Origin of the sequence: Desulfomicrobium macestii (assembly GCF_014873765.1) — a bacterium.
Classification (GTDB): Bacteria; Desulfobacterota; Desulfovibrionia; order Desulfovibrionales; family Desulfomicrobiaceae; genus Desulfomicrobium; species Desulfomicrobium macestii.
In genome coordinates, this window is sequence record NZ_JADBGG010000026.1 from 19,688 (window position 1) to 38,034 (window position 18,347).

General features: G+C 58.1%; 19 protein-coding genes. 4 read left to right on the forward strand and 15 right to left on the reverse strand.

All coding sequences use genetic code 11. The features are described from left to right. Positions 1-2: 2 nt before the first annotated feature. The 15 genes from H4684_RS15170 to H4684_RS15240 form a co-directional block, all read right to left on the reverse strand. Positions 3-800, reverse strand: coding sequence for a hypothetical protein (locus H4684_RS15170; RefSeq protein WP_192624405.1), 798 nt, complete (start codon positions 798-800; stop codon positions 3-5). Beyond that, positions 797-1,561, reverse strand: a complete 765-nt coding sequence (locus H4684_RS15175) for a cytidylyltransferase domain-containing protein (protein ID WP_192624406.1) — start codon at positions 1,559-1,561, stop codon at positions 797-799. Before H4684_RS15175 ends, H4684_RS15170 begins: the two co-directional genes overlap by 4 nt. Before the next feature lie 19 nt (positions 1,562-1,580). Continuing rightward, positions 1,581-2,750, reverse strand: coding sequence for a DegT/DnrJ/EryC1/StrS family aminotransferase (locus tag H4684_RS15180; RefSeq protein WP_192624407.1), 1,170 nt, complete (start codon positions 2,748-2,750; stop codon positions 1,581-1,583). Further along, a complete protein-coding gene (locus tag H4684_RS21160; RefSeq protein WP_192624408.1) occupies positions 2,750-4,336 on the reverse strand; it encodes a Gfo/Idh/MocA family oxidoreductase in 1,587 nt (528 codons plus the stop codon). Before H4684_RS21160 ends, H4684_RS15180 begins: the two co-directional genes overlap by 1 nt. Before the next feature lie 24 nt (positions 4,337-4,360). Continuing rightward, positions 4,361-5,194 (reverse strand): glycosyltransferase, encoded by an 834-nt coding sequence (locus H4684_RS15190; RefSeq protein ID WP_192624409.1) that lies wholly within the window; start codon positions 5,192-5,194, stop codon positions 4,361-4,363. Then, a complete protein-coding gene (locus H4684_RS15195) occupies positions 5,191-6,144 on the reverse strand; it encodes a glycosyltransferase family 1 protein (RefSeq protein WP_192624410.1) in 954 nt (317 codons plus the stop codon). Before H4684_RS15195 ends, H4684_RS15190 begins: the two co-directional genes overlap by 4 nt. A 113-nt stretch (positions 6,145-6,257) precedes the next feature. Then, positions 6,258-6,752 carry a transcription termination/antitermination protein NusG gene (gene nusG / locus H4684_RS15200; protein ID WP_192624411.1) on the reverse strand — a complete coding sequence of 165 codons (495 nt, stop codon included), beginning with the start codon at positions 6,750-6,752 and terminating at the stop codon, positions 6,258-6,260. Between the two features lie 166 nt (positions 6,753-6,918). Continuing rightward, positions 6,919-7,974: an N-acetylneuraminate synthase family protein gene (locus H4684_RS15205; protein WP_192624412.1), complete on the reverse strand. Its 1,056-nt coding sequence runs from the start codon at positions 7,972-7,974 to the stop codon at positions 6,919-6,921. Between the two features lie 2 nt (positions 7,975-7,976). Then, entirely contained in the window at positions 7,977-8,591 is a 615-nt protein-coding gene (locus H4684_RS15210) for a winged helix-turn-helix domain-containing protein (protein ID WP_192624413.1), read from the reverse strand. 659 nt (positions 8,592-9,250) lie between these two features. Beyond that, entirely contained in the window at positions 9,251-10,054 is an 804-nt protein-coding gene (locus tag H4684_RS15215) for a tetratricopeptide repeat protein (RefSeq protein ID WP_192624414.1), read from the reverse strand. Between the two features lie 35 nt (positions 10,055-10,089). Then, positions 10,090-11,226 carry a glutamine-hydrolyzing carbamoyl-phosphate synthase small subunit gene (carA, locus tag H4684_RS15220; protein ID WP_092193811.1) on the reverse strand — a complete coding sequence of 379 codons (1,137 nt, stop codon included), beginning with the start codon at positions 11,224-11,226 and terminating at the stop codon, positions 10,090-10,092. After that, positions 11,223-11,960 (reverse strand): 3-deoxy-manno-octulosonate cytidylyltransferase, encoded by a 738-nt coding sequence (kdsB, locus tag H4684_RS15225; protein ID WP_092193812.1) that lies wholly within the window; start codon positions 11,958-11,960, stop codon positions 11,223-11,225. Before kdsB ends, carA begins: the two co-directional genes overlap by 4 nt. Continuing rightward, positions 11,953-13,203 carry a 3-deoxy-D-manno-octulosonic acid transferase gene (locus H4684_RS15230; protein WP_192624415.1) on the reverse strand — a complete coding sequence of 417 codons (1,251 nt, stop codon included), beginning with the start codon at positions 13,201-13,203 and terminating at the stop codon, positions 11,953-11,955. Before H4684_RS15230 ends, kdsB begins: the two co-directional genes overlap by 8 nt. Continuing rightward, positions 13,203-14,111 (reverse strand): D-alanine--D-alanine ligase family protein, encoded by a 909-nt coding sequence (locus H4684_RS15235; RefSeq protein WP_192624416.1) that lies wholly within the window; start codon positions 14,109-14,111, stop codon positions 13,203-13,205. Before H4684_RS15235 ends, H4684_RS15230 begins: the two co-directional genes overlap by 1 nt. Further along, entirely contained in the window at positions 14,074-14,703 is a 630-nt protein-coding gene (locus H4684_RS15240; protein ID WP_092193815.1) for an HD domain-containing protein, read from the reverse strand. The genes H4684_RS15235 and H4684_RS15240 overlap by 38 nt, the downstream gene beginning before the upstream one ends. Before the next feature lie 104 nt (positions 14,704-14,807). Here H4684_RS15240 and H4684_RS15245 point away from each other — a divergent pair, with 104 nt between their 5' ends. The 4 genes from H4684_RS15245 to H4684_RS15260 all read left to right on the forward strand — a co-directional run bounded on the left by H4684_RS15245 (position 14,808) and on the right by H4684_RS15260 (position 18,255). Beyond that, positions 14,808-15,035, forward strand: coding sequence for a HypC/HybG/HupF family hydrogenase formation chaperone (locus tag H4684_RS15245; protein ID WP_092193816.1), 228 nt, complete (start codon positions 14,808-14,810; stop codon positions 15,033-15,035). Next, the gene (hypD, locus tag H4684_RS15250) at positions 15,022-16,104 is read left to right on the forward strand and encodes a hydrogenase formation protein HypD (protein ID WP_092193817.1); all 1,083 of its coding nucleotides are present in this window, start codon (positions 15,022-15,024) and stop codon (positions 16,102-16,104) included. The genes H4684_RS15245 and hypD overlap by 14 nt, the downstream gene beginning before the upstream one ends. Positions 16,105-16,718: 614 nt before the next feature. Beyond that, entirely contained in the window at positions 16,719-17,720 is a 1,002-nt protein-coding gene (gene hypE, locus H4684_RS15255) for a hydrogenase expression/formation protein HypE (protein ID WP_192624417.1), read from the forward strand. A 1-nt stretch (position 17,721) separates the two neighbouring features. Then, complete coding sequence (locus tag H4684_RS15260) at positions 17,722-18,255, forward strand: 3'-5' exonuclease (protein ID WP_192624418.1); 534 nt, start codon at positions 17,722-17,724, stop codon at positions 18,253-18,255. Positions 18,256-18,347 lie beyond the last annotated feature (92 nt).

The window sequence follows — 18,347 nt, forward strand, 5'->3', positions numbered from 1 at the left end:
AGTTACTGTTTCCCGGGGGCGGTCCACAGGTTGTCGAAGGTCGAGAGGTCGAACTCTCGGTTCTTGTCGAGCAGGAAAACCGGAGCGGACTGGCAGTACAGCCTTTCCGCCATGGTGTCGCCGACCGCGGCCGCAACCGGCGTCGGCTCGGGCAACACGAGGCCGCGGCCCTGCGCCAGGAGTTCGGCCCTGAACGCGTAGAGCGTCTCGTCGTTTATGTGCAGGTCTGGTAGGAACTGGCTGCCGGGGGCGTCGATTCCCTTCATGGTTTCCCGTAGTTCGGGGCAGAGGGTGTCAATGTTGTCGAACTGCCACGACGAGCGGGCCGGCATGCGCCACCCCGTGTGGGAAAACCGGCCCAGTTCGAAAAAATGCGCGTTCCAGAAGGGATTGGCGACGCTCGGCAGCGGCAGGGTCGACACCGCATGGGCGCAATCGGCGGGCAGCGTGTCGAGGGTCTCCGCAAAGCGTTCGAGACGGGCGCGGGAAACGATGCTCTGGAGCGGACGCACGACGACGATCCACTCGTCGGGCCGGAGGTCCCTTGCATCGATTCGTTCGGCGATGATCACGGCCTCTCCTTCCTTTCTTTCCCCCAATTCCGTCCAGTGGATGGGCACGTCGAGCCAGCGGGGCATCTTGAACAGGACCGCCGCCAGCACCCCGCACAACCTGGCCCCGGGACATCCGTCGATGGCCCTGACCGTCTCCATAAGAATGGACTCCCTCGTCTCGGGAGCGGCCACCAGGTCCTGCTCCACGGCGTCCCATTGTCCGACAGACATGTACGCGTACTTCATATCTCCACCCCGAAGTCGTATAATCCCTTGGAAACCACCATTTCCGCGCACCGGAAGTCTGACTCGGTGTCGAGGTCGAGAAGTTCGAAGGGATTGTTCGCCAACTGGAAGTCATAATAGAGGATTTCGCTCATGTTGACCCAACACCCGCTGAAACTCGAAACGATCTTCACCGGCACCTTGTTCGCGAACGCGGACAGGTCGACCATCGAGGACAGCCGCGTGCCCTTGTAATAGTAATTGTCGAACCGGCGCGATGGCGCGACGCAGGTGGCGCAGAAACCCGATTTCCTGAGCTTTTCAAGGCACTGCTTCATGCCCCCCAGGTTGCGGAACGGATTGACCGGATACATGTCGATGATGGCCTTTAGGGGGTATTCCTCGTCCATCAGATGTCGGATCGTGAAAAATCGGGAATAATATGGGCTCACGTTGTCGCCGGACAGCTCCTTGGGCCTGAGGAAGGGAACTTCCGCCCCCAGGGATTCCGCCAGGTCGGCGTAATCCCGGCCATCTGTGCTGACGATGATCCGGTCCACGCCCATGGCCTTCGCCATGGTGATGGTGTAGGCGATCAGCGGCTTGCCGCCCAGCATGGCGACGTTCTTGTTCTTCAGGCGGGTGGACCCGGTACGTGCGGGGATGTGCACGACGACCTTGTCGCGCTCGCCGCGGAACTCCTCGGCCCACTTAACGTTGTCGTACTCCTGATACTTGAAGTACTTCCCGATGATGTGCCTCATGAACTCGTCGGAACCCATCTCGCCTCCAGTCCCGGGCCTACCGGGACGCCGCCTTTTCGATGCAGCCGCAGATCATGTCGATGTCACTTTTGGACAGGTACGGATGCATTGGTATCGAGAACACTTCGCCGGCGGCGGCTTCGGCCGCCGGAAACGAGCCGGTCCCCAGCCCCAGGGACACGTAGGCCTTCTGCAGATGGAGGGGGCACGGGTAGTACACAACGCTCGGAACGCCGTCTCCCTTCAGGGACTCCTGGATCGCCTCCCTCAGGGGGCTGCGCAGGGTATACTGCGCCCAGGCGCTCGTCGTCGCCTCCGGCATGACTGGGAGCGTGAGCGTTCCGAGGGCTCCGAGCCTCGCACTATATATCTCGGCCACCGCCTGCCGCCTGTCCAACTCGTCGGGGAAGATGGCCAGCTTGGGGAGAAGGGCGGCCGCCTGCAGCGTGTCCAGCCGGGCGTTCAGCCCAGTCCTGACGTTGTCGTACTTGTGGTCGCCCTTGCCGTGCACCCGAAGGGAACGGCAGACCTCGGCCAACGCGTCATCATCGGTGAACAGCGCGCCGCCGTCGCCTAGGCAGCCGAGCGGCTTGGCCGGGAAAAAGCTGGTGCAGGCGATCTGCGGTGCCGCGACAGCTCTGCGGCCCTTGTAAATGGCTCCGAAGCTTTGGGCGGCGTCCGCCACCACCGTCAGGTTGAACTCGTCCGCGACCGCGTTGATCGCGTCGTAATCGGATGGCTGGCCGTAGAGATCCACCGGGAGGACCACTCTGGGCGTCAGGCCTTCGCCTTCGAGCGCTGCTGGCGGCAGGGGGTGCCCGGCGGCGTCTCTGTCCAGGACCGCCCGGATCGCCGCTTCAAGCCGTGCGGGATCGAGGGTGTACGACCCGGCGTCGATGTCCACGAACACGGGCGTCGCGCCGATCAGGGAAATGACCTCGGCCGTTGCGATGAAGGTGAAGGGAGAGGTGAATACCGCGTCGCCCGGCCCTACGCCCAGCGCCATAAGCGCCATCAGCAGGGCGTCCGTGCCGGAGGAGCAGGTCACGCAGTGCGCGACGCCGGCGAACCCGGTCAGTCCGGCCTCCAGTTCCGCGACCTCCGGCCCCATGATGAAGTTGCCGTGGGCCAGGACCGCGTCCATGCGCCGCCGGACATCCTCCTCGACCCGTTGGAACTGCGTCTTGAGATCAATGAATGGCATCATCACGCATCCCTCCCAAGTACGTCGTCCGCCATGGCCGCCCTGTTCGAGTATTCCTTTCCGCAGGCGGGGCACCGCCCGGCTTCGTCGAGCTTGTTGCCGCATTCGCACATCCATCCGCGAACCCTGGCAGGGTTGCCCATTACCAGTGCGTGGTCCGGCACGTCGGCGGTCACTACGGCGCCCGCGCCAACAAAGGCGTGCCTGCCAATGTTGTTGCCGCAGACGATGGTGCAGTTGGCGCCCAGCGTGGCGCCCTTGCCAACGTGGGTCCTGCGCATCTCCTCCATGCGCCGGATGTTGGCGCGGGGGTTGAAGACGTTGGTGAAAACCATGGAGGGTCCACAGAACACGTTCTCCTCAAGCGTCACCCCGGGATACACGGAGACGTTGTTCTGGATCTTGCATCCGTCGCCGACGGATACGTCTTTGCCGACGAACACGTTCTGGCCGATGTTGACGTTTCGGCCGATGGTCGCGCCGGACATAACGTGGGAAAAATGCCAGATGTGGGAGCCGTGCCCGACGGATGCGCCCGCGTCGACGACTGCCGTTTCGTGGACAAAGGCGCTCTCCTGCGCGGATGTGTCGGCTTTGCCTGATAGAAAGATTTTCTTCCCTTCGGCGTTCAGCGATTGCTGACTGGCGTTCAGCACGCGGAGAACCTCCAGCCCTTCCCTGCCGTCCGTCCGGGGGGCCTTCCCCTCGGACGCGCATTCGATAAAATGGAGGCATTCGAGCTTGAGCGGTTCCGCGTCAGGCAGCTCGAGGCGGTAACCGTTGGCCTTGGCTGGGACCGGAACGTTGTTTTCCCAATTGATCTCATGCGGGTACAACAGCAGCTTTTCGGCCCACGGTAACGTGTCGTCGAACACCGCCATCTTCTTTTCTCCCACCACGACGAGCTTCTGCTCCTTGAACGGGTGGAGCCAGGAAACGAAGATGTGCGCCTTCATGCCCGAAGCGAATTCCATGTGCGTGGTCGTGACGTCGGAAATGCGCTGGTGCAGGTAGTTGGCCCCAGCCGTCATGACGGATTCAAGCTCGGAATCGGCGAGGGCGAGAATCATGGATATGTCATGGGGGGCGAACGACCACAAGATGTTCTCTTCCCGCCGGATCTTGCCCAGGTTGAGGCGGTGGGAGCATATGTAGTTGATCTTGCCCAGTTCGCCTTCGCTCACCAGACGTTTCAGTTCGAGAAAGGCCGGATGATACTGTAGCAGATGCCCCACCATAAGAATGCGATGTCTGGAATCAGCAAGTTCAATGAGCTCTTTAGCTTTGTCCTCGTCAAGCACCAATGGTTTTTCTACGAATACATGTTTGTCTGCGAGAAGCGCTTGTTTCGCCTGATCATAGTGGGAAACTGCTGGCGTTGCGATTACAACTGCGTCAACTTCTGAATTCGAAATTAAATCGGAATAATCAGAATAAAATATAGATTTTGGATATTGCTTGCTAAAAATTTCTTGTGCGTCTTCATTATTGTCACAAATGCATGTGAGAACGCCTAATTCACTCATGTTTCGAACAAGATTTTTGCCCCAGTATCCAGCCCCAATGACACCTACTCTAAGATGCTTCATTTGCCAACTCTGTATGTTATTTGATTACGGCTGAATTACGACAATATCGTCGTGGCTTGACCTCTTGGCGTGCAGTGATATGCGCGCTTTGAGAACAAGTCGCTTCGATTCTTCCAGAAGATTTTTGAACTTTTCCGGGTGATGCAGCCCAACCTGCCTCTGAGCGTGGCTTCGGACACTGTAAAGTGTTTTGTTGATGTGAAGAAGTCGGGCGCCATTCAGCGCAAATCGTAGATAGCATTCATGATCATCTGCGTGTGAGTTCTCATCGTAATAACCAAATGTTTCATGAAGAGAGCGCCTGTAGAGCGTTGAAACGCCACATAAATACCATTCGCAAAATGATTTTTCGAAACTGTAGTCTGGAAGTATGAATTCTCGGAGAATTTGGTGGTTGTCATCGATAATGAACATGTTAGAGTACACGAAGTCGGCTGCATTTTCATCAAGTGGTTTGGCCAAGGTGGATAGCATCTGAGGGTGAGTTATGTCGTCAGCAGCGACAAATGTGCAATACTCGCCTGTCGCAATCCGGAATCCTTTGTTGTATGTTGCGGTTGATCCGATGTTTTTGCTGTTTTTCTCGTATATAATTTTTCTTACGTTTTTATTGTATCTGTTATATATTGTTTTTATTAATTCGTCTTTTTTTTCGTCATATTTTGATATAAATGAAGTTGAGCTTGATTTTACGTTATGGATCCAATTTTTTATCACGCTATGTGAGTTGTCTATAGAGTTGTCATCAATGATAATTATTTCTATTTCTGGGTAGTCTTGGAAGTAAATAGAATCTAAGCACGCCTCAATGTATTTACCGTGATTATAGCTTGGGATAACGATTGATATTTGATTCAATTTTTTTCTCCAATCGTCTGAAACAATATGTTTATCACTTTTTTTTCATTCCAAATCTCAGACATGAATTTCCTGCTTTCTGAATATCGTTTCATTTTTTTGTATGCATTGGTAGTATTTAATAGTATATTGCAGATGTTTTCTGGTTTGCAATCAATCCATGGTAGAGCGTCAGTTTCGAAGTATTCTCGTATATGGCTTTTATTCCAGTCATCTAAGTTTGCGATCACCGTGAGTCCTTGGCTTAAACCCTCAAGACTACTGATTCCATAATAGCCCTGAAGGTGATCGAATAATATATGGCTCTCGCGCTTTAAGCGCAGGCACTCCTTGTGCGGTGTGTTTTCAATGATCCGCATTTCAACGGGTATTGAGGAAATAATCATTAGCTCTTTTGTCGCAAGAATAAATTCCTCTGTATTTTTCAGATCCTTGCGGGTCGGGGAATGGCAGATGATGATTGGCTCTTCGGGTTTATTCTCCAGTGGCGTATAAAGTGGATTGTTTACCGGAACCAGATTTGGCTGCCACGTTGCCTCAGGCAGCAACTTTAGAAGATCCGGCGTACTCACCAGAAGATTTCTCCGCCCGCGTTCCTTGTATTTCTGCCGGTACTTTTCAGGATTCCCCCTGAAATCCGGATGCCCATGATGGTGATGGACAATGATCTTGCCCTTCATGAAGTCACGGGGGCGGAACGGCCCCAGTTCGATGTCTTCGTCGGCTGTCATGTGGAAATGGAAGACGTCGCTGGTTCTGAGCAGTTCCTCCACCTCGGCCCATCCTGCTTCGTCCAGCCAGGGCAGGTGCAGGTCCTTTTCGAACATGAAGTTGTATCGGATTTCCTTGGTGATCAGACGGCAGGAATGCTCGGTATACGCATTGATGGCCTTGGTGAATTCGATGGCCGTTCCTGCCGGGTCGTTGATGGCGATCATCAGGATGCGCATGTCATGTTCCGTGTCGAGTGTCGCAGTGGTGCCGCGCCGGACTCCGGGCGCACTTCGTCCCCGTCGGGGGATGCCGATTTTAAAACAAAACCTTTGTAAACGGACGTTTAGGTCTATTCGGGCTGGACTTGGTCCAGCGAGATCTCCACCGCCACGGCCTGCCCGATGGCATCGACCTTGAGGATCAGGCGGCTTGCTTTCCGCCCCTTGCTTATGGTCCCGGTCAGTCCGGTGAACGGGCCGGCGATGATGCGCACCTTCTTTCCGACCTGGGCGAAATCCGCCAGTTCAAGGCCGATCTTGAGTTCGCAGACCTTGGCGATGGCCTGCAGTTGCGCATGCAATGCGTCCTGGCCCTTGACCGGAAGAGCCTGGGCCAGGTGCCCCGTCTGAATTATAGTCAGGCGTTCCTGCGCGTCGGCCTGGAAAAAAAGGTAGCCTTCGAAAAGAGGGACAATGGAGGTGCGCATCCTGTCCCTGTTTTTCTGTGGCCGTGATACCAGCGGCAGAAAATAACCGATGCCCTTGCCGTGCAGGCTTCTGGCCAGGGCCTTTTCCTGCCGTGTGCGAGTGCGCGCCACCCACCAAGGATGTCCTGCATTCGGCATGCTCCCTGGCTCCAGCAGCGTCTGTGGATGCATGGGAGGCGGGTTGTCTTTTAGGCTCAGGGTCATGGTGTTTCGTTAATTCATTGTGCGAACAATTACTGCGATGATGCCGCAATGCTTATCGCGCATCGCTTTGCCCAAAATTTTCGTAACAACTTCTTTTCCTTCAGGATCCCAATGCTTCGCCATGCAACTGTGCATCCTTGGCCAGGAAGACGGTGAGCTTTTTCCCGAGCACTTCGTCCCACAACAGCGGCGACATTCCATCACCCGGGCTTTTGACTGCCAAATCTTCGGCTGTCAGGATCTGCCCAGCCGGTAAATCCCTGGCCGCAACGATGCTTTTGCGCAGCTTTAAGGCCGCTTGGCTCTCCTTGGCGAAAACTTGCTTGTCCGTGACCAGCATGGCCCGTTCCACTTCGCGGATCATGGTTACCAGTTCCCGCAACTGGCCGGGTTCCAGGGACACCTGGTGATCGGTTCCAGGGAGATTCTTGTTCAGGGTGATGTGCCGTTCGATGACGCAGGCCCCTCGCGCCACCGCCGCCAGGGTGGGGGCGTAGCCGCGTTCGTGACCGCTGTAACCCACGGGGAGCCCGTAGCGTGTGCGCATGACCTCCATCACCGGCAGGCCGATTTCTTCTTCGGGGCAGGGGTAGGAACTGTTGCAATGCAGGAGGATGATATTGTCGTGAAAGGACCGCAGTTCTGTGACGGCTCTGTCGATCTGCTCCCAGGAGGACATGCCTGTCGAGAGGATGACCGGAACGCCCATGGCTCCTATTTGTCTGAGCATGGGGATGTTGACCAGGTCCGCGGAACAGATTTTGGCCATATCCCAACCGATGTCCTGCATCTGGTCCACGCTGACATGATCCCAGGCCGAGGCGAAAAAGGTCATGCCCAGCTTGTGTGTCAGGGTCCTGAGCTCCGCCATCTGTTCGACGTCGAGTTCCAGCGCCTGGCGGTGTTTACCGTAGGTCGGGCCAAAGCTGTTCGGTCCTGTGTAGGGCGCGTTTTTGCCGTCTTCATTGAGCAGTGCATCAATGTTGCGCTTCTGGAATTTGACGCCGTTTATTCCGGCTTCGGCGGCGGCTAGCACCATCTCCTTGGCCAGTTCCAGCTTGCCCTGGTGGTTGTTGCCGATCTCCGCGACAAGAAAACAGGGGAGGCCGTGGCCGATTTGGGCGCCCGAGGGCAATTTGATGCTTGCAGTGCTCATATTCACAGCCTTGCGATGTTGAAGTGAAGCTTCTGGGCAAGTGGCGATATTTGATCGAGAATTTCTTTTTGTCGTGCAAAGGTCGTGATGATGGCGGCGTCGAAGGCAAGTTGCTCAAGGACCAGCGGAGGGGAAATGATGTGCCCGTTAAAATTTTGCCCATGCTTGTTACGGTCGTTATCTACGATCGCCACGACCCGCAAATCCAGTTCGCGTATGGCCGAGAGCGCGATTTCGCATGTCTCGGAGGCGCCGAAAAGAACGAAGCGGGTTTGTCCCTGCTGGACGAGAAGATTGATTTTGTCGCGGATGAGTTTTTTGAGCGCGCTGTAGAGCTGAACGAGCTCCGTCGAGTATTCTTCAAAAAAAAGTTGTCTGGTTTGTTCGCCCAGGTCGGAGAGATGATAGGCAAAGCTCTTGCCGTTGACCGGAGTAACGTTCAGCATCTTGTTTTCGCGCAGTTCGTGAAGGTATTTGTTGACCATGGCTCCGCTGAGGGCGCATTTCTGTGCCAGTTCGGCCTGGCTCAGCGACGGATCGGAATTCAAATTTTCAAGCAACGCCAGGATTCTGCTTGGTTTGCTTGGTTTGAGAAATTTTTTATCGAGAACGATCATGCGCGGTTTCTCTTCAGGCTGTACCGATCATTGACTGAGTGATTCAAAATGCCTGCTGGTTGGATTTTGTTTTTATGCCGAGAGTATTCCTCCCCGGTTGGCCGGGGGAAATTTGAACCACATATTCGCAAAGTCGTTCCTGTGTATACGCGGTTAACCTCTTCTTGTCATCACTCAATCAGCCAAGAGGGCAATACATTCACGTCGACTGCTCGTTGCTTGACTGACCTTCGAGGAAACGTTTTTTTGCTCACTGAGTGAATGATTTGAGGCCTATTGAGGTCTGACCACGGTAATCTCGTGTCATTCATCAACCTGCGCGATATCCGAAAATTTGGTTTTCCGGCATTGTCCTTCGCCGAGCCACCGTATGCACTTTTTCTTAGCCACACTGATTGGAGACGTCTGTCCGATGATTTGCACCGATGATGTTGACTCCGCTGCTGCCCGCGTGAACCTGGCGAAAGATTGCAGGCTACGCTCGCGGCATGAAGGAACACTTTTTCATTGCAAAGCAAATTGTTTGCCAAATGAAAAATCTTGCACAGTACCTGGGACACAAAGGAAGGAATAAAGGGCTGACAACATTATGTAAGGCAGGTCGCAGGTTAATAGATTCTAGGCGGGGTGGGGCTGGTCTATGGAACCGTCCCTCCCCCTCATCCCCCCATCTGCTTGGCCGCGAACATCTTCATCTTCTTGGCTTCGACAAAGTCCGCGTTGACGGCCAGGGCGCGGTCGGCGGCGGCGATGGCGTTTTTCCAGCGTTTCATGTCCAGGTAGACCCGGCCCAGGTTGAAGTAGATGATTTCGTCATGGGCCTGACGCTCCAGGGCCTGGATGTAGAATTTCTCGGCTTCTTCGAGTCTGCCGGATTTGCGCAGGGCCATGCCGAGTTTGTTGAAGATGTGGGCCGAGTCCGGGTTGTCCGCGTAGGCTGCCTTCAGGTATTCCAGCGCTTCGTCGTATTTTCCGAATTCAAGGAAGATGTCCGCCACGGTGATTTTGAGTTCCGTGTCGGTTTTGGCCGCGTCGATGAGGCGTCCGCAGACCTGCTGGGCTTTGGCGGTTTCGTCGGATTCAAGAAGTTTTCTGGCCAGTTCCAGTTGCTTGAGCCGGTATTCCGCCAGTGCGGCCAGGTGCGAGTTGGCTTCGTCGGCAAGATTTTCCTGCAAAAAGGTCAGGAGGGCGTAGAGGCTGGCAAGAAGTTCCCGCTCTTCGCCGGGCTTGTAGCTGATCTGGAGAGGGTAGATTTTTTTGAGCTCGCGGTCGTTGGCGAGGTGATAGGCGGCCTTGTCCAGGGACTCGGTGAAGGACTGCATTTCGTGCTTCATGAGTTGGCCCTTGAGGATGAACCCGACCGCTTCGTGCAGATTGGCCACGGCGGCAAGGAGCTTGCCCTGTTTGAGCAGCATGTTGACTTCTCCAAGCTGTTTCTTGGCCTTGAGAATCTCTGCCGACATGGGCGCTCCTTGCGCGACGTGCGCGATTTAGTTGTTTATTGGACCTGACCGGATTCGACCATGCGCCTAAACCGGGCGAAAAAGTACTGGCTGTCGTGCGGTCCTGGGCCGGCTTCAGGGTGATGCTGCACGCTGAAGATGGGTTTCGTCTTGTGGCGGAAACCTTCCAAGGTCTGATCATTCAGATTGAGGTGAGTCAGCTCCAGGAACTCCAAGTTGGAAATGTCTACGCAAAAACCGTGGTTTTGTGAAGAAATTTCGATCTTTCGGGTAATATCGTCACGCACCGGATGATTGATCCCGTGATGGCCGAATTTGAGCTTGAAACTGGTTCCGCCCAGGGCAATTCCGAGGAGTTGATGTCCAAGGCAGATGCCGCCCACCGGATACAGCTCGCAGAGTTCCCTGATGATGGCGATGGCCTCGGTTAGCGTGGCCGGATCGCCGGGGCCGTTGGACAGGAAGATGCCGTTTGGCGCCAATTTCTTGACGAGTTGGACCGGGAAGGTCGGCGGCACGGCCAGAATGGTCAGGTTTTCCGCCGCCAGCAGGCGCAGGATGTTCCATTTGATGCCGTAATCGTACACGATCACGCGCAGGCTGCCCTCGGAATTCTCGGGCCAAAGCGGCAGGTCCCCATCCATTGTCGCGGGCACGGGCCCTGTTCCATCCCAATAATATGGTTCCTTCGGCGCCACGAAATCGACCAGGTTTGCGCCTTCCATGGAGGGCAGGGCCGCCGCCTTGGCGACAAGCTCCTCCGGGGTCAGGTCGGCCGTGGAGATGATCCCGCGCATGGCGCCATGAATGCGCAGGTGGCGGGTCAGCGCGCGGGTGTCGATCCCTTCCAGACCCATGATGCCGTGGCGTTTCAGATAGTCCGGAAGACTCTCCTTGGAGCGCCAGTTCGAGGGCTCCTTGCAGCATTCCTTGACGATGAGCGCCGGGCAATGGATGCGCGAGGATTCCACGTCCTCAAGGTTCACGCCGTAGTTGCCTATGAGCGGGTAGGTCATGCAGACCATTTGTCCGTAATACGACGGATCGGTCAGGATTTCCTGATAGCCGGACATGCCGGTGTTGAAGATGACTTCGCCGCCGGCTTCGCCGGGGCCGGTGAAGGACTGACCCGCAAACCAGGTTCCGTCCTCAAGGGCCAGAATAGCTTTCATGTATGATGTTCTCCTCTCATGAGTGCAATGACTGTTGGCAGATCTTCTGGGCGGTCCACGCCGTGGCTTTTGTGCCGCGTCAGGGACACGTGGATGGGGATGCCGGCTTCGAGCAGGCGCAGTTGTTCCAGTTTCTCCAGTTTCTCCAAATGACTCTCGCCCAAAGCGCTGAATTTTTCAAGGATGTGCATTCGCAGTCCGTAAATGCCGATATGTCCTATATATTCCGGAGTGTTGTCGCGTCCAAAGGGGACCTGGGCGCGGGAGAAATAGAGTGCCCGGCCGTCCGCCGCGCGCACTATCTTGACCCGATCCGCGGATGCGGCCTCCTCGGGGCTTATGATGTGCCCCAAGGTGGTGACCTGCACGAGCGGGTCGTCGAAGGGCCGGATCAGTTCGGTCAGCATTTCGGGATTCAGGGCCGGTTCGTCGCCCTGGACATTGACGATGACGCTGTCCGGGGCCGCGTCAAGGAGGCGCGCGGCCTCAAGCACACGGTCCGTGCCGCTGGCGTGGTCCTGGCTGGTCATGAGCGCGGTCATGCCCAGTTCCCGGGCTGCGCTGAAAATGCGCTCGTCGTCCGTGGCCAGCGCCACGGTGTCTATCTGCGGGCACAGGCTCGCGCGTTGCATGACGTGCCAGAACATCGGTTTGCCATGGATAATGGCCAGGGGCTTGCCCGGAAAGCGGGAGCTTTCGTACCTGGCCGGGATGATAGCGATAACCTCAGGCATGGGGACTCCGGTGAAGATAGGGGCGGATGAGTTCGATCGATGCGGCCGTGGCGCCCTGTCTGGCGTGTACATAATTCAGGGCCGCCTCCCGGACTTCGCTGCGCGGCGGGGCGGGGGTGAGCAGGAAGCGGGCGATTTCAGGGATGGATTCGGATTTGAAAACCAGGCTGCCGAATATCTCATCGCCAACCCAGTCGAAGTTGCGGGTGTGCGGACCGACGCACGACAACACGCCCTGAGCCAGGGGTTCAAGGAAGTTCTGCCCCCCCAGCCGCGCCAGGCTGCCGCCCACGAAGGCGCGCCGCGCCAGGGCATAGGCTGGGTTCATTTCGCCGAATTTGTCCCAGAGCACAACGCTCCCCGGCTGCGCCAGGCCGTCCGGCGTGCCGCGCAGGGCGAAAGGTATCCCGCTGCGGGAGAGCAGCCCTTGCCATGCGGGGATGCGGTGCATGTGCCGGGGGAAGAGGCCGATGACGCACTGTGCGTCGCCTGCGCGCAGCTGCCGGATCAGCTCCAGCACCAGCGCTTCTTCCTGTTCGCGCACGGAGCCGAGCACGATGAAGTTTCGCTCCGGGGGGATAAGCTTGGCCAACGGATTGTCGTCGCGGGTCATGAGCGGCGTGCTCATGGCGCGGTCGAACTTGATGTTGCCGGTGACAGTCGTGCATTGGGCCCCGAAGATCAGTCCGAAGCGCTGCGCGTCGGCCGGAGCCATGGCTCCGATGCATCGCGGCGCCCAGCGGCGCAGCAGGGGCCCAAGGAACAGGTAGCCGGCCAGGGATTTGGCCGTCATGCGAGCGTTGACCACCACCACGGGCACGCCCCTGGTCGCGCAGGCCATGAGCAGGCCCGGCCAGATTTCCGTTTCAAGGAGCACCACCACCCGTGGCCGTGCCCGGTCCAGCATCCGGCCCATGAGCAGGGGCAGGTCGAGGGGCAGCATGCGGGTCTGCAGGTCCGGCGAGTCCAGCCTGCCCAGTACTTCAAGCCCCTGGCTGGTGCAGGTCGTGGCCAGGACCGGGACGCCCCGCAGGTGCTCAAGAAGGCCGGCCACCAGGGCACATTCCCCGGCCGAGGCGCCCTGTATCCAGATTTCGCAAGGGGCGGGGGCACCGATTCCAAGCCGCTGCTTCCAGCCCTGGCGCATTCTGGCCGAGAGAAAGGCGAACGGCCCGACCAGGCACCAGAGCAGGGTGTAAAGCGTCCCAAAGAGCAGGCCAAACGCCGGGGCAAGGCGCGGCATCACAATTTTTTGCGCAGCCCAAGCTCGATGAGCCGGGTCAGGAGTTGCTCGAACGACAGGCCCACGGCCAGGGCCTCCTGGGGCAGGAGGCTGGTGGCGGTCATGCCTGGCAGGGTGTTGACTTCCAGCAGGTACGGCGTCCCGTCCGTCGCGACCATGAAATCCGAGCGGCTGTAATCGGCCAGCCCGAGGGCGTCGTGGGCGGCGCGGGCCGTGGACTGCAATTTCTCGGTCAGTTCGGCCGAAATCGGGGCAGGGCAGATCTCTTCCGTGGCCCCGGCCACGTACTTGCTTTCGTAGTCGAAGAATTCCCCGCTCTTGGGGCGGATGAGAATGGGCGGCAGGACGCAGCCTTCGAGCACTCCGCAGGTCAGTTCCTGGCCTTTGATGAGCGCCTCGGCCAAAAGATCCTGTCCGGCGATTTCAGGCTGGGCAAGGTAGCACTCCAGTTCTTCCTCGGTCCCGACAATGCCGACGCCAAGGCTTGAGCCGCCGGTGTTTGGCTTGACCACCAGCGGGAAGGGCAGCAGTGGCCGCCACTCGGTCACATGGCTGGCCGGCACGAACTCCCAGGCCGGGGTGGACAGTCCGGCGGCTTCGAAGATCTGCTTGGACACGGCCTTGTTCAGGGCCAGGAGCGATGCGCGGGAGTCCGAGCCCTGGTAGGGCATGCCGATGCGTTCCAGCAGGCACTGGATCAGGCCGTCCTCGCCGGGGGAGCCGTGCAGGTTGATGAAGGCGAAGTCATGGCCTGCTGCCGCTTCGTAAAGCTCGCGCAGGTCGCGGACCGGGTCGAAGAGGGTGACGTGGTGTCCCAGTGCCAGGAGGCCCTTTTCGATCTGTCTGGCGCCGCTTAGGGCAACTTCCCGTTCACCGGACCAGCCCCCGGCGATCAAAAGGATATTCATGTATATTTTCTCCTAAAATGGTGCTGAATAATTGTTCGAGTTCGCGCCCCTGATTGAAGGCGCGGGTGATCCATTCCCGGCTGCGGTCGGTGTGTCCGTAGCGGTCGAAGAGGTCCGCGAAGCGTTCCTCCATGCCGACGATGGCATCGTGCTTGACCCGTTTGTCCGCGTAAATGATGGCCAGGGGCAGAAAGTGCTTTTCAAGGTCGAGGGCACCCGGCCAATAGACATGGTGCATGACTCCCTGGGCGATGCGCGGATTGCGGATCAGATCCATGACCCAGGCCGCGCCGATCTGGCTGTGATTGCCGCCGTGTTCGATGGAGTAGGTCTTGCCCAGATCGTGCAGGAGGCCTGCCGCGCGCACCGATTGCACGAAGTCGTCTTGGCCGAGTCCGTCCGGATTGCCAAGCCCCTTTCTCACCGCGAATTCGGCCAGGGTCGTGGCCACGTCCGCCACCAGGCTGCTGTGGACTTTTATGTGCTCCAGCATGGCATACGTGTTCCACCATCCCCGGCAGTCCTCGTCGTTTGGGATTCGTCCCTGCGATGCGGTGGGGATGAGGGTCAGGGGGATCTCAAGTTGATTCATTTTAGGGCCTTTGGGACCTGTCGGCGCGGGAAGAGTTCATTGACACAAAACACCCAGGGATTTAGCAACAGCGTTGACAAAAAGCAAAGCGGGAGATGTGTGCCATGTGCCTAGCGATTCCAATGGAAGTGCTCAAGATTGAGGGACAAAGTGCCGAAGTGCAGGTTGGCGGGACGAGGCATGTGGTTCGTCTGGATGTGATTTCCGAATTTCCGGAAGTGGGCGACTACGTCATCGTCCATGCCGGCTTCGCCCTGACCCGTCTGGATCGGGAGGAAGCCATCGCCACCCTGAAACTTTTCGAGGAAGGGCTGAACATTGAACTTGTTTGACAATTTCAAGGATCCCCAGCTGTGCAAGACTCTGCTGGCTCGAATCCACGCCGAACTGGACGGGGAACTCAGGTTCATGGAGGTGTGCGGAACGCATACGGTTTCCATTTTTCGCAGCGGGGTGCGCTCCCTGCTCTCCGAAAAGGTCGTGCACCTCTCCGGTCCCGGCTGTCCGGTTTGCGTGACCCATGACAGCGAAGTGGCGGCCTTCCTCGAACTGGCAGGCAAGAACGCCATCATCACCACTTTTGGCGACCTGATGCGCGTGCCCGGCCCGGACAAGAAGACGCTGAAGAGCGCCCAGGCCGAAGGGGCCCGCGTCAAGGTTGTCTATTCTCCGTTTGACGCCCTGAAGATCGCCCAGGACAACCCGAACGACAAGGTCGTCTTTCTGGGCGTTGGCTTCGAGACCACGGCTCCGGCCATCGCCGCCACTGTCAAGGTGGCCCGCGAGCAGGGCATCTCCAATTTTTCCGTGCTCTGTTTCCACAAGCTCGTTCCCCCGGCCCTGGACGCCCTGGTCGGGGACCCGGAGCTTCAGGTGCAGGCCTTTTTGCTGCCGGGCCACGTCTCGGCCATCATCGGCGTGGAGCCGTACCGTTTCCTCGCCGGGAAACATGGCTTGCCAGCCGTGGTGGCGGGGTTCGAACCCGTCGACATCCTGCAGGCGCTCTACATGTTCGTGACCATGCGCAACGAGGGCAAGATCGAGGTCGTCAACGCCTACACACGCGTTGTGTCCGACGAGGGCAACCCCAAGGCCATGTCCGTCATGAACGAGATTTTTTCGCCCTGCGACGCCCTGTGGCGGGGCATCGGCCTCATCCCAGGCAGCGGGCTCGAGATTCGTGACGAATTCGCGGGCTATGACGCCATGCGTGTTTTCGACATGCAGCTGCACGACGTCCCGGAAATCAAGGGCTGCCGTTGCGGGGACGTGCTCAAGGGCAAGATGTCTCCGGACAAGTGTCCTCTTTTCGGCAAGGCCTGCACTCCGGCCTCGCCGGTGGGTCCGTGTATGGTCTCCACCGAAGGGTCGTGTGCCGCCTACTACAAATACAGGGTCTAGGGGCGACCGGCGAAAATTGATTCTGGACTGCGCTGTTCGCCGTTTTTTGAGGGCTCGTGTAGTCGGCTACACATCGCCCTCCAAAAACGTCTCTCGCCTTGCCAGGACGACACCGTAAAAAAGTCCCGAAAGAATCTGAGTGTCATTCCCGCGAAGGCGGGAATCCATTCTTAAGTAGTTAAAAGATGGATCCCCTTCTTCAAGGGGATGACGAGCTTTTGCGGCGGGAACTCATTCTTTTCAAGTAATTACAAGGAATAGGTCCTTTGCTTCAAGGGGATGGCTCGGCGAGAAGCAGAAAAGTACTCCCGCCAGTGCCTCAAGGCTCGTTGTCGGCATGGCCCTCGGCCTCGTCGGCTGTCTGACTGAGCCAGGCATCGTTTGTTGAATCGTTGCCCGGCGTGCTGCCCGGATTTTTCGTTCGGCACGCAACGATTCAACTGTACGAGGCCCGTGAAGGAGTTCCGGCGGGGCCGAGGGCCATGCCGACAACGTGCCGCGTACCGTATGCAGCATGCCTCATGCCGTATGCCTCATGCCCATAAATTTCGAATCTTCAGTTGTTTTTTTACTAGGATCAGTGGTTGAAAACGCGTCATGCAAGGGGGAAGCGAGTGGAAAGGGTTCTTCTTGATTACGGCAGTGGCGGCAAGGCTTCACACCGGCTCATCGGTGAGCTTTTTCTCAAATATCTGGGCAACGAGATTCTTGACCGCCTCGATGACGCGGCCTTTCTGCATATCGGCAGTCCCATCTCCATGAGCACCGACACCTTCACCGTGGATCCCATCTTTTTCCCCGGCGGCGATATCGGCTCCCTGGCCGTGCACGGCACGGTCAATGACGTGGCCATGCTCGGCGCGCGTCCGAAATACATGACCTGCGGATTCATCATCGAAGAGGGGCTGCCCATGGCCGATCTGGAACGCATCGTCGAATCCATGGGAAATGCCGCCCGCGAGGCTGGAGTCCTGGTGGTTTCGGGCGACACCAAGGTCGTGCCCAAGGGTACGGTGGACAAGATTTTCATCAACACCACGGGCATCGGCGAAATCTTCGTGGCCGAGGCTCCGAGCGGACACCGGGCGGCGCCCGGGGATGCGATCCTGATCAGCGGCTTCATGGGCGATCATGGCCTGGCCATCCTGTCCAAACGCGAAGGGCTGACCTTCGAGGCTCCCGTGCTTTCGGACTGCGCCTCGCTCAATCACCTCATCGTGCGTCTGCTTGAGGCCATCCCCGAGGTGCATGTGCTGCGCGACCCCACCCGGGGCGGTCTGGCCACGACCCTCAACGAAATCGCCGGACAGTCGGGCGTGGAGTGTCGGATTTTCGAATCGCAGATCCCGGTTCGCCCCGAGGTCAGCGGCGGTTGCTCCTTTTTGGGCCTTGATCCGCTGTATCTGGCCAACGAGGGCAAGTTCATCTGCATCCTGCCCCAGGAGCACGCCGAGGCGGCCCTGGCCATCATGCGTTCCGATCCGCTCGGCGCGGACGCGGTGCAGATCGGCAACGTCCGCGGCGAACACCCCGGCAAGGTCGTGCTGGAAACGCCCCTCGGCGGAACCCGGCTCATGGATATGCTCGAAGGCGAACAGTTGCCGCGCATCTGCTGATATGAACGCTTTCCCGGCCTACGTGGCCATCGACTTCGAAACGGCGGATTCGCGTCGCGACAGCGCCTGCGCCGTGGGCCTGACCAAGGTCCGCGGCGGCGAGATCGTGGACAGGCTCTATGGCCTGATCCGCCCGCCGCGTTCGCGCTTTTCGCCGTTTTGCGTGAACGTGCACGGCATCCACTGGTCCGACGTAAAGGACGCTCCGCCTTTCCGGGAATTCTGGATTGAGCATGCCCAGTTTCTGGAGGATGCGGATTTTCTGGCCGCGCACAACGCCAGCTTCGATCGCTCGGTGCTCGGCGCGTGCTGCACCATGGCCGGTTTGCCCGCCCCGACCCTGCCTTTTGTTTGTACCGTGGATCTGGCTCGCAACCAGTGGAACCTGCGTCCGACCAAATTGCCGGACGTGTGTCGCTATCTGGGGCTTAATCTCAATCATCACCATGCCGGGTCCGACGCCGAGGCCTGCGCCCGTATCGTCATGGCCGCCGTGTCGCAGAATCCCCGGTGTCTGGCTCCTTTCGGAGTATAGCTGACTGTCGATAAATTCAAAATGTTCAGGCTGTTCCAAAATGGTGAGATGCGAGGAACAAAGAAAATCCAGGGCCGAAGCGTATTTTTCAT